Annotated in this window: 12 protein-coding genes and 1 tRNA gene; 9 read left to right on the forward strand and 4 right to left on the reverse strand. The window is 60.4% G+C overall.

The window, feature by feature from the left end:
* Positions 1 to 205 precede the first annotated feature (205 nt).
* The 9 genes from thrS to PCLY_RS22220 all read left to right on the forward strand — a co-directional run bounded on the left by thrS (position 206) and on the right by PCLY_RS22220 (position 7651).
* Positions 206 to 2128, forward strand: coding sequence for a threonine--tRNA ligase (thrS, locus tag PCLY_RS22180; protein WP_061242374.1), 1923 nt, complete (start codon positions 206 to 208; stop codon positions 2126 to 2128).
* Complete coding sequence (infC, locus tag PCLY_RS22185; RefSeq protein WP_197432229.1) at positions 2128 to 2679, forward strand: translation initiation factor IF-3; 552 nt, start codon at positions 2128 to 2130, stop codon at positions 2677 to 2679. Before thrS ends, infC begins: the two co-directional genes overlap by 1 nt.
* Before the next feature lie 60 nt (positions 2680 to 2739).
* Complete coding sequence (gene rpmI / locus PCLY_RS22190; RefSeq protein WP_003461222.1) at positions 2740 to 2934, forward strand: 50S ribosomal protein L35; 195 nt, start codon at positions 2740 to 2742, stop codon at positions 2932 to 2934.
* Positions 2935 to 2963: 29 nt separating this feature from the next.
* The gene (gene rplT, locus PCLY_RS22195; protein ID WP_003461224.1) at positions 2964 to 3320 is read left to right on the forward strand and encodes a 50S ribosomal protein L20; all 357 of its coding nucleotides are present in this window, start codon (positions 2964 to 2966) and stop codon (positions 3318 to 3320) included.
* Positions 3321 to 3416: 96 nt separating this feature from the next.
* Positions 3417 to 4433 carry a phenylalanine--tRNA ligase subunit alpha gene (pheS, locus tag PCLY_RS22200; protein ID WP_061242377.1) on the forward strand — a complete coding sequence of 339 codons (1017 nt, stop codon included), beginning with the start codon at positions 3417 to 3419 and terminating at the stop codon, positions 4431 to 4433.
* 44 nt (positions 4434 to 4477) lie between these two features.
* Positions 4478 to 6856 carry a phenylalanine--tRNA ligase subunit beta gene (pheT, locus tag PCLY_RS22205; protein WP_061242379.1) on the forward strand — a complete coding sequence of 793 codons (2379 nt, stop codon included), beginning with the start codon at positions 4478 to 4480 and terminating at the stop codon, positions 6854 to 6856.
* Positions 6857 to 6859: 3 nt separating this feature from the next.
* Positions 6860 to 7162, forward strand: coding sequence for an integration host factor subunit alpha (gene ihfA, locus PCLY_RS22210; RefSeq protein WP_003243414.1), 303 nt, complete (start codon positions 6860 to 6862; stop codon positions 7160 to 7162).
* A complete protein-coding gene (locus PCLY_RS22215) occupies positions 7143 to 7499 on the forward strand; it encodes a MerR family transcriptional regulator (protein WP_013716019.1) in 357 nt (118 codons plus the stop codon). The genes ihfA and PCLY_RS22215 overlap by 20 nt, the downstream gene beginning before the upstream one ends.
* A gap of 75 nt (positions 7500 to 7574) precedes the next feature.
* Positions 7575 to 7651 (forward strand) — tRNA-Pro (locus PCLY_RS22220).
* Positions 7652 to 7982: 331 nt separating this feature from the next.
* Here PCLY_RS22220 and PCLY_RS22225 read toward each other — a convergent pair.
* The 4 genes from PCLY_RS22225 to PCLY_RS22240 are packed head-to-tail and all read right to left on the reverse strand — an operon-like array spanning position 7983 to position 14563.
* Positions 7983 to 9389, reverse strand: a complete 1407-nt coding sequence (locus PCLY_RS22225; protein ID WP_061242381.1) for a sigma-54-dependent transcriptional regulator — start codon at positions 9387 to 9389, stop codon at positions 7983 to 7985.
* Positions 9386 to 10894 carry a phospholipase D-like domain-containing protein gene (locus PCLY_RS22230; RefSeq protein ID WP_061242383.1) on the reverse strand — a complete coding sequence of 503 codons (1509 nt, stop codon included), beginning with the start codon at positions 10892 to 10894 and terminating at the stop codon, positions 9386 to 9388. Before PCLY_RS22230 ends, PCLY_RS22225 begins: the two co-directional genes overlap by 4 nt.
* A complete protein-coding gene (locus PCLY_RS22235; protein ID WP_061242385.1) occupies positions 10894 to 12033 on the reverse strand; it encodes a hypothetical protein in 1140 nt (379 codons plus the stop codon). Before PCLY_RS22235 ends, PCLY_RS22230 begins: the two co-directional genes overlap by 1 nt.
* Positions 12020 to 14563: a DEAD/DEAH box helicase family protein gene (locus PCLY_RS22240; protein WP_061242387.1), complete on the reverse strand. Its 2544-nt coding sequence runs from the start codon at positions 14561 to 14563 to the stop codon at positions 12020 to 12022. Before PCLY_RS22240 ends, PCLY_RS22235 begins: the two co-directional genes overlap by 14 nt.
* Positions 14564 to 14796 lie beyond the last annotated feature (233 nt).

Raw genomic sequence — 14796 nt, forward strand, 5'->3', positions numbered from 1 at the left:
TTTTCCGTTTTTGTTTCAGCTGGCGGCTTGTCAGGGCTCAGGCTTTCTGAAAGCATCCGCACTCTTTACTTCCAGTGACTCTGGTTCGTTCTGGTTGGCCTTCGGGCTCCTGCCATCGTTAGGCAGGCATACCGCCGAATCGCTTCCTGGCTCATCCCAACCCACGTGACCTTTGGTAGGGGTCACCACTAGGAGAGGAGGCGCCATGCCCATCATTACTCTTCCCGACGGCAGTCAACGTTCGTTCGATCATCCGGTATCCGTGCTGGAGGTCGCTCAATCCATTGGTGCGGGTCTGGCCAAGGCCACCCTGGCTGGCAAGGTCAATGGCAGGCAGGTCGACGCCTGCGACGTCATCGATACCGATGCCACCCTGCAGATCATCACGCCGAAGGACGAAGAGGGGCTGGAGATCATCCGCCACTCCTGTGCTCACCTGGTTGGGCATGCGGTCAAGCAGTTGTATCCGAATGCCAAGATGGTGATCGGCCCGGTCATCGATGAAGGCTTCTATTACGACATCGCCATCGATCGCCCCTTCACGCCGGAAGACATGGCGGCCATCGAGAAACGCATGGCCGAGCTGATCGACAAGGACTACGACGTCATCAAGAAGATGACGCCGCGCGCCGACGTCATCGAGCTGTTCAAGTCCCGTGGTGAAGAGTACAAGCTGCGCCTGATCGACGACATGCCGGACGAGCAGGCCATGGGCCTGTATTTCCATGAAGAATACGTCGACATGTGCCGTGGCCCGCACGTGCCGAATACCCGCTTCCTCAAGGCGTTCAAGCTGACCCGCATCTCCGGTGCCTACTGGCGTGGCGACTCGAAGAACGAGCAGCTGCAGCGTATCTATGGCACTGCCTGGGCGGACAAGAAGCAGCTGGCCGCCTACATTCAGCGCATCGAAGAGGCCGAGAAGCGCGATCACCGTCGTATCGGCAAGCAACTCGACCTGTTCCATCTGCAGGAAGAAGCGCCGGGCATGGTCTTCTGGCACCCCAACGGCTGGACCGTTTACCAGGTGCTGGAGCAGTACATGCGCCAGGTGCAGCGTGAGAATGGCTACGTGGAAGTGCGCACGCCGCAGGTGGTCGATCGCATCCTGTGGGAGCGTTCGGGGCACTGGTCCAACTACGCCGAGAACATGTTCACCACGGCTTCGGAAAACCGCGACTATGCGGTCAAGCCGATGAACTGCCCGTGCCATGTGCAGATCTTCAATCAGGGCCTGAAGTCCTACCGCGACCTGCCGCTGCGTCTGGCTGAGTTCGGTGCCTGTCACCGCAACGAGCCGTCTGGGGCGCTGCACGGCATCATGCGTGTGCGTGGCTTCGTGCAGGATGATGCGCACATCTTCTGCACCGAAGATCAGGTCAAGAAAGAAGCGGCCGATTTCATCAAGCTGACCCTGCAGGTCTATTCGGACTTCGGTTTCAGCGATATCGCCATGAAGCTCTCGACTCGTCCTGCCAAGCGTGTGGGCTCCGATGAACTGTGGGATCGCGCCGAGGGTGCGCTGGCTGAGGCGCTCAATGAATCCGGTCTGGCTTGGGAATATCAGCCGGGCGAGGGCGCGTTCTACGGTCCGAAGATCGAATTCACGCTGCGCGACTGCCTGGGTCGTAACTGGCAGTGTGGTACGCTGCAGTACGATCCGAACCTACCCGAGCGTCTGGATGCGAGCTATATCGCCGAAGACAACAATCGTAAGCGTCCGGTCATGTTGCACCGTGCGATCCTCGGTTCCTTCGAGCGTTTCATCGGCATGCTGATCGAGCACTATGCAGGTTCCTTCCCGGCCTGGCTTGCACCCACTCAGGCGGTGATCATGAATATCACCGATAAACAGGCCGATTTTGCCCGCGAAGCCGAGAAAACTCTCAATCAAAGCGGTTTTCGTGCCAAGGTTGACTTGAGAAACGAAAAGATCGGCTTTAAAATCCGCGAGCATACCTTGCTCAAGGTTCCCTATCTCTTGGTTATTGGAGATCGGGAAGTCGAGACACGATCCGTTGCTGTGCGCACCCGCGAAGGCGTTGACCTGGGGTCAATGCCTATCGAGCAATTCGCGGCGCAGTTGCAGCAAGCGGTTTCCCGGCGTGGTCGCCAAGATTTGGAGTAATAACTATTAAGCGTGAAATGAGACAGGACAAGCGGGCCGCCCCTAAGGCGCCGATCAACGAAAATATCACCGCTCGTGAAGTGCGCCTTATTGGTGCTGACGGCGAGCAGGTCGGTATTGTTTCGATCGATGAGGCATTGCGCGTGGCTGAAGAAGCCAAGCTGGATCTGGTAGAGATCTCTGCTGACGCGCTGCCGCCAGTTTGCCGCATCATGGACTACGGCAAGCACCTGTTCGAGAAGAAGAAGCAGGCTGCTATCGCCAAGAAGAACCAGCACCAGCAACAGATTAAAGAAATCAAGTTTCGTCCAGGGACGGAAGAAGGGGATTATCAGGTAAAACTACGCAACCTGATACGTTTCCTTGAAGATGGGGACAAGGCCAAGGTATCGCTTCGATTCCGCGGCCGTGAGATGGCTCACCAGGAGCTGGGTATGGAGCTGCTCAAGCGGGTCGAACAAGACCTGATCGAGCTCGGCACCGTAGAACAGCATCCTAAGCTGGAAGGACGCCAGCTGATGATGGTCATCGCTCCCAAGAAGCGTAAATAATCTACCGGGCACTGGCAGGCCTGATGGTTATCAGTTGTTAATGAATGCGGAGTACAAAACATGCCAAAAATGAAAACCAAGAGCGGTGCTGCGAAGCGCTTCCTGAAGACTGCTACAGGCTTCAAGCACAAGCACGCTTTCAAGAGCCACATCCTGACCAAGATGTCCACGAAACGTAAGCGCCAGCTGCGTGGCAGCTCGCTGATCGGTCCGTCGGACAAAGCTAAAGTCGAGCGCATGCTGCGCGTTCGTTAATCGGTCAAGATACTTAGAGGTAATTACTCATGGCTCGTGTTAAGCGTGGCGTTATCGCTCGTGCTCGTCACAAAAAGATTCTGAAACTGGCTAAAGGCTACTACGGCGCTCGTTCGCGTGTGTTCCGTGTTGCCAAGCAGGCTGTCATCAAGGCTGGTCAATATGCCTACCGTGACCGTCGTCAGAAAAAACGTCAGTTCCGCGCACTGTGGATCGCTCGTATCAACGCTGGTGCTCGCGTCAACGGTCTGTCCTACAGCCGTCTGATCGCTGGCCTGAAAAAAGCGTCGATCGAAATCGACCGTAAGGTTCTGGCTGATCTGGCAGTGAACGAAAAAGCGGCGTTTGCTGCGATTGTCGAGAAGGCCAAGGCCGTTCTGGCTTAAGTCCCCCGACAATCACCGGGCTCGCCCGGTGGCAACGTCAAAGATAGGGGAAGAGCCTTAACAGCTCTTCCCCTATTTCGTATCTGGAGTCTGTAAATGGAAAATCTGGATGCATTGGTCTCCCAAGCGCTCGAGGCCGTGCAACAAAGCGAAGATGTCAATGCCCTGGAACAGCTCCGGGTTCAGTACCTTGGCAAGAAAGGCGAGCTGACAGCCCTGATGCAGACCCTGGGCAAGCTGTCGGCTGAAGAGCGCCCGCAGGCCGGCGCCCTGATCAATACTGCCAAGAACCAGGTGCAAGACGCTCTGAATGCCCGCAAATCCGTGCTTGAGCAGGCTCTGCTCGCCGAGAAGCTGGCCTCCGAGCGTATCGATGTGACCCTGCCTGGCCGTGGCCAGGCCTCCGGTGGTCTGCACCCGGTCACCCGCACGCTGGAGCGTGTCGAGCAGTTCTTCACCCATATTGGTTTCAGCGTTGCCGAAGGCCCGGAAGTCGAAGACGACTACCATAACTTCGAAGCGCTCAACATCCCCGGCCACCACCCGGCGCGGGCGATGCATGACACCTTCTATTTCAATGCGAACATGCTGCTGCGCACTCACACCTCGCCGGTGCAGGTGCGCACGATGGAATCGCAGCAGCCGCCGATCCGCATCGTCTGCCCCGGCCGCGTTTATCGTTGCGACTCCGATATCACTCACTCGCCGATGTTCCATCAGGTCGAAGGCCTGCTGGTCGACGAGGACATCAGCTTTGCCGACCTCAAGGGCACCATCGAGGAGTTTCTTCGAGTGTTCTTCGAGAAGCCGCTGGGCGTGCGTTTCCGTCCATCGTTCTTCCCCTTCACCGAGCCTTCGGCTGAAGTCGACATGCAGTGCGTGATGTGCTCCGGTAAAGGCTGCCGTGTGTGCAAACAGACCGGCTGGCTGGAAGTGATGGGGTGCGGCATGGTTCATCCCAACGTGCTGCGCATGAGTGGCATCGACCCGGAGAAGTACTCTGGCTTCGCTTTCGGTATGGGCGTCGAGCGCCTGGCCATGCTGCGTTACGGCGTCAATGATTTGCGCCTGTTCTTCGATAACGACCTGCGGTTCCTGGCGCAATTTCGCTAGCCACCGTCCCTCGTGATCGAATTCGTTTAAGGAGAACAGACAACATGAAATTCAGTGAACAGTGGCTGCGCAGCTGGGTGAACCCCGACGTATCCCGTGAGGAGTTGGTCGCGCGCCTGTCCATGGTCGGCCTAGAGGTCGATGCGGTGCAGCCGGTGGCCGGTGTCTTCAGTGGTGTGGTGGTCGGTGAGATCCTCAGTGCCGAACAGCACCCGGATGCCGACAAGCTGCGCGTGTGCCAGGTGAGCAATGGCGCCGAGACCTTCCAGGTCGTCTGCGGTGCGCCCAATGCCCGTGCCGGCATCAAGATTCCGTTCGCCATGATCGGTGCCGAGCTGCCGGGCGACTTCAAGATCAAGAAGGCCAAGCTGCGTGGCGTGGAGTCGCAGGGCATGCTGTGCTCGGCTTCCGAGCTGCAGGTCAGCGAAGACAATAGCGGCTTGATGGAGCTGGCGGCGGATGCGCCTGTCGGGCAGGACATCCGGGCCTACCTGAGTCTCGACGATGCCAGCATCGAGATCGGCCTGACCCCCAATCGTGGCGACTGCCTGTCGCTCGCCGGCCTCGCTCGCGAAGTCGGAGCCATGTACGGCGCTGCAGTTTCGCCGGTGGCTGTCGAAGTCGTAGCGCCCGCCCACGATGAAGTGCGTCCGGTCGAGGTGCTGGCGAGCAATGCTTGCCCGCGCTATCTGGGGCGCGTGGTACGCAACGTCGACCTGTCCAGGCCGACCCCGCTGTGGATGGTCGAACGCCTGCGTCGGTCCGATATCCGCAGTATCGATGCGGCAGTGGATATCACCAATTACGTGATGCTCGAGCTGGGTCAGCCGATGCATGCTTTCGATCTCGCCGAGCTCAACGGCGGCATTCGCGTACGCATGGCGGAAGAGGGCGAGAAGCTGGTGCTGCTCGATGGCCAGGAAGTCAGCCTGCGCGCTGACACCCTGGTGATCGCCGACCATGGTCGTGCTCTGGCCATTGCTGGCGTAATGGGTGGTGAACACAGCGGTGTGAGCGACAAGACGCGTGACCTGTTCCTGGAAAGCGCTTTCTTCGACACCATCGCCGTAGCTGGCAAGGCCCGTTCCTATGGCCTGCACACCGACTCTTCGCACCGCTTCGAGCGTGGTGTCGATTCGCAGTTGGCGCGCAAGGCGATGGAGCGCGCCACTGCGCTGCTGCTGGAGATCGTCGGCGGTGAAGCTGGGCCGATCATCGAGGTCGCCAGCGAGGCCGATCTGCCCAAGGTGGCGCCCATCACGCTGCGTGCCGAGCGTATCAGTCAGATGCTGGGTATGGACATGGACGGTGCCGAAGTCGAACGTCTGCTCGCCGCACTGGGGCTGGGCGTCAGCGCTCAGGGCTCCGGTCAATGGCAGGTCAGTGTGCCGAGCCACCGTTTCGATATCAGTCTGGAAGTGGACCTGATCGAAGAGTTGGGCCGCCTGTATGGCTACAATCGCCTGCCGGTGCGTTACCCGCAGGCTCGCCTGGCGCCACAGGCCAAGGCCGAAGCGCGTGCCGAACTGCCGGCTCTGCGTCGCCTGCTGGTCGCCCGTGGCTACCAGGAAGCGATCACCTACAGCTTCATCGATCCTAAGCTGTTCGAGCTGTTCACCCCTGGCGTCGAGCCGCTGCAGTTGGCTAACCCGATCTCTGCCGATATGGCTGCCATGCGTTCGTCGCTGTGGCCGGGCCTGGTCAAGGCGCTGCAGCACAACCTCAACCGTCAGCAGTCGCGTGTGCGCCTGTTCGAAAGCGGCTTGCGCTTCGTCGGCCAGTTGGAAGGTCTGCAGCAGGAGGCCATGCTTGCGGGTGTGATCACTGGGAGCCGTCTGCCGGAAGGCTGGGCCAACGGCCGTGAGAGCGTCGATTTCTATGACCTGAAGGCTGATGTCGAGGCGTTGCTGGGTTATGCCGGCGCGGCCGATGCATTCAGCTTCGTGCCGGGCGAGCATCCTGCTCTGCATCCAGGCCAGACCGCTCGTATCGAGAGGGAAGGGCGTCTGGTCGGCTTCATCGGAGCCTTGCACCCGGAGCTGACCAAGACCCTGGGCCTGGATCAGTCGGTGTTCCTCTTCGAGCTAGTGTTGGCCGAAGTCGCTGCTGGTCGTATGCCTGCGTTCAGCGAATTGTCTCGCTTCCCTGAAGTACGTCGTGACCTGGCGTTGCTGGTCGATCGCGAGCAGCCGGCCGAAGCCGTGTTGTCGGCAATCCGAGAAACTGCAGGCGAATGGCTGACAGACCTCAAGCTATTTGACGTCTATCACGGTAAAGGTATTGATCCGCATAGAAAAAGCCTTGCTGTTGGCTTGACCTGGCAACATCCATCGCGCACTCTTAATGACGATGAGGTGAGTACTACTACGCAAAACATCCTCACCTGCCTCGAACAAAGGTTCAACGCCACGTTAAGGAAGTAGCGTATGGGGGCTCTGACGAAAGCTGAAATGGCGGAACGTCTGTATGAAGAGCTCGGCCTGAACAAGCGGGAAGCCAAGGAACTGGTGGAACTGTTTTTTGAAGAGATCCGCCAGGCTCTTGAGCTTAACGAACAGGTCAAGCTGTCCGGGTTCGGCAACTTCGACTTGCGCGACAAGCGCCAGCGACCGGGCCGTAATCCGAAAACAGGGGAAGAGATTCCGATCACGGCTCGCCGTGTGGTCACTTTTCGTCCAGGGCAAAAATTGAAAGCCAGGGTCGAGGCCTATGCTGGAACCAAGTCATAACGACGAATTACCGGCAATTCCCGGCAAACGTTACTTCACCATCGGTGAGGTCAGCGAGCTCTGTGCGGTCAAACCTCACGTTTTGCGCTACTGGGAGCAGGAATTCCCACAGTTGAATCCGGTAAAGCGGCGGGGCAACCGCCGCTACTATCAGCGCCAGGACGTGCTGATGATTCGGCAGATTCGAGCATTGCTGTACGATCAAGGTTTCACCATCGGTGGGGCGCGTCAGCGTCTCTCAGGTGATGAGGCCAAAGACGATACCACCCAGTATCGTCAGCTGATCAAGCAGATGATCGCTGAGCTTGAGGACGTTTTGCACGTCCTGAAGAAGTAAGGCTAAGAAAAAGTTGCCTTATTTCAAAAGCTTAATGTATAGTTCCTCCCGCTTCCGGTCACCCGGAAGCATCGTCGGGGCGTAGCGCAGCCCGGTAGCGCACTTGCATGGGGTGCAAGGGGTCGAGTGTTCGAATCACTCCGTCCCGACCAAAAAACCCTAGAAAATCCAGTCACTTAGCGGTGACTGGATTTTTTTATGGGCGGGTGTTTTATCGGTGACTGGAATTTTGTGCCACTTTTTGTGCCACCACTGGTTCTTGCTTTGTGAGTATCAATTTTGTCGCGCGCTGACTGCGACACCCATGTAGCACCTGCATCAGGGGGGATAGTTAGTTTGGGGGCTTTCAGGAGCTGTTAAGCAGGCTAGGAGTAAAAGGTCCTATGCTCAGACATCTGTCCGAGATTTGAGGCTCAACCTTCGGGCCGATAGCAACCGCTCACGCGAGGCTGCTATCGGCCCTGCGAGCTCCGCTGTAGTACGTCAGTATCCCTCGGTATCGCGCTGCAGCGTTTTTACGCTGCAGCCTAATGCTTTCGCGGCGGCCTTCCAACTTCCTTTAGCGGCTTTGGCTTGTAGTGCCAGCTCCGCCTGAAACCGCCTGGTTTGTTCCTCACGGCTGCCTGTCCGAACCGGCTCGGGCGTTGGCGGGCTTTGGTCGGCAAGGGACCACTGTTGAATCGCTGTGTCCAGCCAGTGGGTCGGATTGCCAGGTTCGAACCAGGCCATGCAGAGTGCCGCCAAGCGTTGTAAATCACGCAGATTGCCAGTCAGAGGGTGTTCCGCCAGCCGCTTTTGCAGTGCCTGCGACCAAGGGGCGACCGCTGGAAGCCTTACGTCAACGCGGCAATCTGCCCAGACTCGTTGCCAATCTTCCTGAAGGTCTTCGCGGCATTCGCGTAAGGCGGGCAGCGACACGCAAAGGTGGCTCAGGCGATCACACAGGTCCTCGTCCAACCGCTCGCGCAGTTGGGTCATAGACAGGTTCGAGGCACAGACCAATTCGAAGTCGACGCTGATCTCATTGTCACTGCCGATGGGGCGGTAGCGTCGCTGACGATCTTGGAACACCCTCACCAGCTGGCGCTGCACGGGCCGTGGTAGATCTTGGATTTCATCAAGAAACAGAATGCCGCCACTGGCCTGCGCGAGCAGGCCATCGCGCGCTTGCGCAGCGCCAGTAAAGGCGCCCTTGATGTGGCCAAACAACATGCTTTCCGCCAGGCTCGATTCCAGGCCGCCACAGGCGAGGGTGACTACTTTGCCCTGTCGCTGCTTGAGCGTTGCCACCTGGGTTTCCACAAGACGGCTCTTGCCAGTGCCGCGCTCTCCCAGTATCAGCAACGGAGCCCCTGCCACCCGGGCATAGCGGAACAGGCAATTCATTGCCTCGCGCCGTGCTGTCGAACGTGCTTCTGGATCGTAGGATGGCACGTTCGGCTTCAACCGCTGTTGCCGACGTACCTCTGCGAGGTAGGTGCTGACCTCAAATTGCACGGCATCAAGCCGGCCGGGTTGGGATGACCATAAGCGCGTGCCGGGTGCAAATGCCCCGCCGGCATGCAGAATCAACCAGACGCTGTGCATCGCAGGAGTACCCGGCGAGAGGTTCAGGTGCAGACAACCTTCGACGTGCTTCAACTTGGGTAGTACCTGGCGCTGGATCGAGTCATGGATGGTCTGGTGCTGAGTAGGGTCAGGCAGTTCGATCCTGATCGATTCGATGTGCGCACCGTCGATGCTGCGCGGGATGTCGGCAGCGCTGTGCGTATGGACCAGATAAATGACCCGGCTGATCCGGACGCCAAGCTCGGCAAACTTGCCGAGCGCGCCTTCAAGTACCACCAGACCGGCTCGTTCCGCATGCCAGCAAAGTAGCGTATCGCTCATTGGCGTGACCTGCTGTCGATGACTACGGCGGCAGCACCGATTTCACCAAGCAGTTGGACGGCGGAGTCCAGCTCGCCTGGCTGGCTGATCGCTACCGTGAGGCGCCCGCTTGGTTCGCGCAGTACGTTGGGGGTGTAGGGGCGAGGTTTTTCCTTGCCTTGCGCGGGGCGCATGTGAGGGCTGGCCTTCGGGTTGCTGTAAGGGGCGGTGACTGTCCAGTTGCATTTCAACTGGTGAGCTGGCTCAGGCTTGGATACTTCCGGGCGGGGCGCCTCCAGGCGATGGGCGGACTCGGCAACTACCTCGCCCAGATTGACTTCAGCGACGGTCAGGATCTGTATCTGGTCCAGCCGACCGTTGCACCACAGTTGCACCTCCCCACTGAGGTCCCCCAGCACGGGGGCTGGCAGCAACCGCCAGGGCGCGACGGCCTGCCAGTGCAGCAGGCGCTGCTTGAGCTCTTCGGACTGGTGCGCATCCAGCAGCGCGCCAAGCTCGAAGCTATCGTCCAGTCCGTGCGGCTCCAGGTTTGCCGACATCACCATGGCGTCTCCGGCATCGGTCCACAGTGCCTTGGCATGCAACCACTTGAAACCGTGAACCTGCGCACCGCTTTCGGCGAGTGCCAACAGCGCTGGCATGGCCGACGGGCGTATCCGTGCTAGCACCGTCACCTTCAGCCCTTCACGGGCGCGCTGGCACAGTAGTTCGACCACCGGATGTCGCAGGTCCCAGCCGAAGCTGCTGATGATGATCTGGGTTGAGGCGTTGTTCAACGCATACAGCAGGTGTTCAGCGATGCCTTTGTGCTCGGCCGTGGTGGCGCGGATGCCGGCCTGGGGTACTGGGTGCTGCACGCCCTTGACGGGTTTGGCAGCCTTGAAGTCGTGGCCGTCGAGCAATTCATGCTCCGCCGTTTGCCACATAGCCCAGCGCAGGTACCCGGCGATGCCCTCGGCTTGTGTCGGACTCAGGCGCACTGCGAGTTCTTCGTTGCGCGTGAGGGCGCCCTCCGTGAGGTTGGCGGTGAGCAGGATGCCGGCCGGCCGGGTGTAGGGGTCGATCAGGACGACCTTGGCGTGAAAGTGCGCAGCCGTACGGAAAAGCACGGACTTGCCCAATGCCTTGAGCATCGCCTTGTGGTGCGCGTGGGTCTTCTGGTCGAACTCGCCCTGGTTCGGTTCCCTGCCCAGGCGCGCTTCCGAGGCCACCATCACATACACTCGTACGCCACGCTCAGCGGTGGCCTTCAGCGCTGCCTCGAAGACGGGGTCTGCGATCAGGAAGCTGCAGATCACGGCCATGTCCACTGCCTGATCCAGCAGTGCGATCAGTTCGGCGCGCAATGCGCCCTGGTTGCCGGAAACGTAGATCGAGTGGCCTATCTCCGAGGTTGGCAGGCGCTGCGCCCGGGCCCCTTGCCATGCTGCAGGCATGGGTAAGGCACGTTGGTCGAGCACTTCGGTGTGGGTGCGTACCCAGGGGTTGGTCATCTTGGTGTTCATCACAGTCCCCAATCTTCAGCGGCAACCAGGTGCCAGAGGGTGGTGGCGCGGCTGTTTTCTCGTCGCAGCCAGGTCTGCTCGGCAAGATCCTTGCGCCGGGGGGCGCTCAGCTCGAAGCTGAGGAAGGGGGCGTAGGCCTCCACAGTCCAGGTGTTGAAGCGTTCGCTGCTGGCATAGTGATTGACGTGCTCCAGCAGGCGCCATCGTGCCCAGCGCTGGGCGTCGTCGTGCGAGCGCGGAGTCAGTGCCACGCGGGCGATGCGCAGGTCATCGAAACTACCTAGCTCGGCAAGCTCCGGCGCGGGTACGCGCAGGTCGCCACGCAGGCTGTTGCGCTCGGCATCCGAGCTGCTGTCGAAAGACCTTTTCAATGCCCGCGCCTGATCATCCCAGTCGTCCAGCATCCCGGCCGACTGCAGCAGCCCCTGCCAGACGGCTTGTGCGCTCAGTTGCGGCGCATCGGAGGGGGTATCGATGGGCGTCCCACCGAGATTGCCGTGCAACTGCAAACAGCTCTGGTCGACGTCCCAGGTGGCAATTAGCGTCGCCTCGGTCTTCTGCGGCTGCAGGTTCTTTTCCAGAAGCTCGATGCGCAGCGCTTCCTTGTTACCTGGGGGCGTGATGGTCTTGCGCAAGGCCTGGTTCAGCCAAGTCGGGATTTTCTCGTGGGCTGGGGGCTCTTTGCTATAGACATCCTGCCTGGCACGGGGCTCCTCGAACGGTTCGACCAGCAGCACCGGGCACTCCAACAAGGGGTCATCACTGGCCCATAGCCGCCAGCAGGCGTACTCAGGCACGAACACTTGCTGGCGTTGCAAGGCGTCCTGGCCGAGTTCGGTCAGGCTGTAGCTGCGACGCCTGGGGCTCTGTGCGCCAGGCTCCGGCAACGGTTGCAGCAACCCTAGCCCGCAGGCGATGTCCAGCAGGCGCTGGGCCGCAGCCTGGCGGGAGGGCTCGCAGAACAGGTGCACGGCGATGTCGTGGGCGTCGATGGCCTCCCTCACGCCAGCCCGTTGCAGCAGCGGCAGCAACTCCGGGCGCTGGGTGGCCCGCGCCACCTCACCGATCACGTGCCAGCAGAAAATGCTCACCTGACGGCTCAGGACGATATCGCCGCGTTCGGCGTCAGTGTTTTTCATGCAGCGAGGTCTCCCAGGTCTTTTCAGCGGCGAGTTTGCCGAGCAGGCTGTCCTTGTCTTTACCCAGGGCATGGCGATCTCCCACGATGATCCGGCAGTAGCGCGCCCTGGTCAGGGCGACATTCAGGCGGTTCGGGCTGCGCAGGAAGGGGGTTATGTGATTGCGTACCAGCGACAGCAGCACCAGGTCGGCTTCGTGCCCCTGGAAACGATCGACGGTGCACAGGTCCAGGGTGATGAAGGGGCTGCCTTTCGCGCCCCTGGCGAAATGGTGCTGGGCATGGCCGTTGGCAGACCACTTGCGTAGCGCGTTGCGCAATGCCCGCTCCTGCCCGCGGTAATAGGTGAGCACCGCGACCTCCCAGGGGTGGCCATCATCCCTGCGGTTTTTACCAGCCCAACGCTCGAAGCGCTTGAGTTCTGCGATGAGCTCTTCGACCTCGGCCGGATTGTTGTCCGCTTGGCCATCGTAGCGTGCCTTGACATGCCGCCAGGTGGCGGGGTGCCGGTCGTAGCTCCAGGTGCGCTCGGCGGTCATACGCACCGGGCTGAACAGCGCCTGGCCCTGATAGATATGCTGGTGCGAAAACGCCGCGATATCGGGGTGCATGCGGTGCTGATGACTCAGCCGTACGTGCCGTGAGGCCAGGACCGCCTCGGGCAGGCCGTCGCTCAGCGCGTTGCCGTTTCGTGCTTGCCGGTTGCGGCCAAACCCTTCCTGCAGGGATTCGAGGATCGAGGGCAGGACCACCTTGCGTACCCGATCGACGTTCCTGTTCACATGATCGGGTGTCGCCCCTGAACCTTCGACCGGCATCAAGGCCTCGATCTGGCGGGCTATGCGCGTTTGTTCTGAGCGGTCGTCCTGGCTGGCGTGGCGTTGCTCGTACTCGGCATTGATGCGCCACGCAACCTCCATACTCCAGTCTGGCACGGGCTCTGCGACACTCAGGCGCGGGATCCGCCGGCGGGCTGCTGCTGCACGGCGCTCAAGCATGGCCGGGGCTTGGCCGCGCACAAGGGTGACATCCAGCGGCAGCTCATCCAGGCGTGCGCCGAGGGTTTCGCCTGCCCCCAGCACAATCCAGGCATCCTCCAGTGAGGCGGGCTCCTCCGCCTGGGCAAGCTTTACCCCCAATGCGTTGGCTTGAGCCATGTAGGCCTGGCGCGCCTGTGCGTCGGGGTTGGCGATCACGCAGCCACGCTTTTTATGGCGGGCCATGAACGCATCGACGCAGGCGTTGCGCAGCCCTGCCTTGGGCAGGCAGGCGTCAAGGTTCGCTGCCATGGCCTGATCATCCACGAAAGGTGCGAGCTGCAGCGGATCGCCAACGATGACCCAGCGCTTTGCCAGTACGGCGGGGACGAGAAATTCGTGGAACGTGGTCTTGGAGGCCTCGTCGAGAATCAGCATGTCGTATGGAGGGTGGTTGCTGTGCCTGCGCTTGAGGTCCGGATGCTGGAGGATGCCTGTGGTGGTGCCGCAGGTCAGGTTGGCGGTGCTCAGGACCAGTTCAGTGATCACGTGGTCATCCTGGCGCAGCGCATCGAGCAGTGTCCGTTGCGCCTGGCTCGGGTTTTGCTGACGGCTCAATGCCGCTTGTAGGCGCTTGCGCTCGGTTGTGCGAAAAGTCTCCAGCTGCCATTTGCGGGCTTTTTCGGAAACGTTGCGGGTATCGCCGATACGGATGGGGATGATCTGGTCGCGATGGCGGTTGCGGGCGTCCATGAGCTTTTCCAGGACATTGTCGACGGCCACGTGGGTCGAGGCACACAACAGTACTCGCTTGCCCTGTTCGGCCATCTGCAGGATCAGCTCGCAGATCGCGGTGGTTTTACCAGAGCCTGGCGGGCCTTCCAGCAACATGAAATCAGTGGTGTGCAAGGCCTGTTCGACGAAGCGGCGCTGCTCGTCGGTACCGGGGCGTTCAAGATCCAGCAGCAGCTTCCAGGCGTCGCCCGCCAGGGCAGGGGCAGCCAGCTCTGGCCAGCGCGCATGGTCGTGGCTCTCCAGCAGGCGCAGCAATGGACGGTGCCCGACCGAAGGGGTGTCCTGTAGGCAAGCGATGGCCTCCTGCTGGCGCCGGAGCGTATTGGTGTTGGGGCGCAGCAATAACTGGCTCTCGCTGGGTTGGCGCTCCAGCAGCAGCCGCTGGCCGGCGGGGTCGCGGTCGAGGATGCGCAGGGAGCGCTGGCGATTGAACCTGAACTGCACGCCCAGGCGATCGGGCGCAGCAGATTCGTAGACCTCGCGCGCGTCTTCGTCGAGAAACGCACGGAAGGTCGCTTCCGGTTCGCTGGGCCGGTCTTCGGGCGGCTCCAGGCTGATCCAGAAGCCCGCGGGGTTATCGTCGAGGCCATCCGGCCGGAAGGCGGCCGCCCAGCCCAGCCGCTTGACGGCGTGGTCGCTGCTGAGATGCTTCTCAGAGACCTGAAGGAACTCGTTGAAGTCTTTGAGGCCATGAAAAACCCGGCGCATGAGAACGTCGGGGCGGTGGTGTTGAAGGTTTTGGTAGTAGAGCAAGGCCATCAGTCAATTCCTGTTGGTACTGTCGGCAGGGTCCGTTGCAAGCGCTGTGCCTAAGCGAGCTTAGTGCTCAATCTATTGATTTATAAGTTAATTTTTATTCATGGGCGAACGCCTTGTCGGTCGTATATGTCCATCTATCGACGAATTTGTCCCGTTTGATGAACAAGCTTAACGGATGGTGGCTAAAAGCTATACCCTGTGGCACCTGCGCGAAGAGGACAAGGAGCGAGACA

This window comes from Ectopseudomonas composti, from assembly GCF_001567565.1.
GTDB lineage: Bacteria > Pseudomonadota > Gammaproteobacteria > Pseudomonadales > Pseudomonadaceae > Aquipseudomonas > Aquipseudomonas composti_A.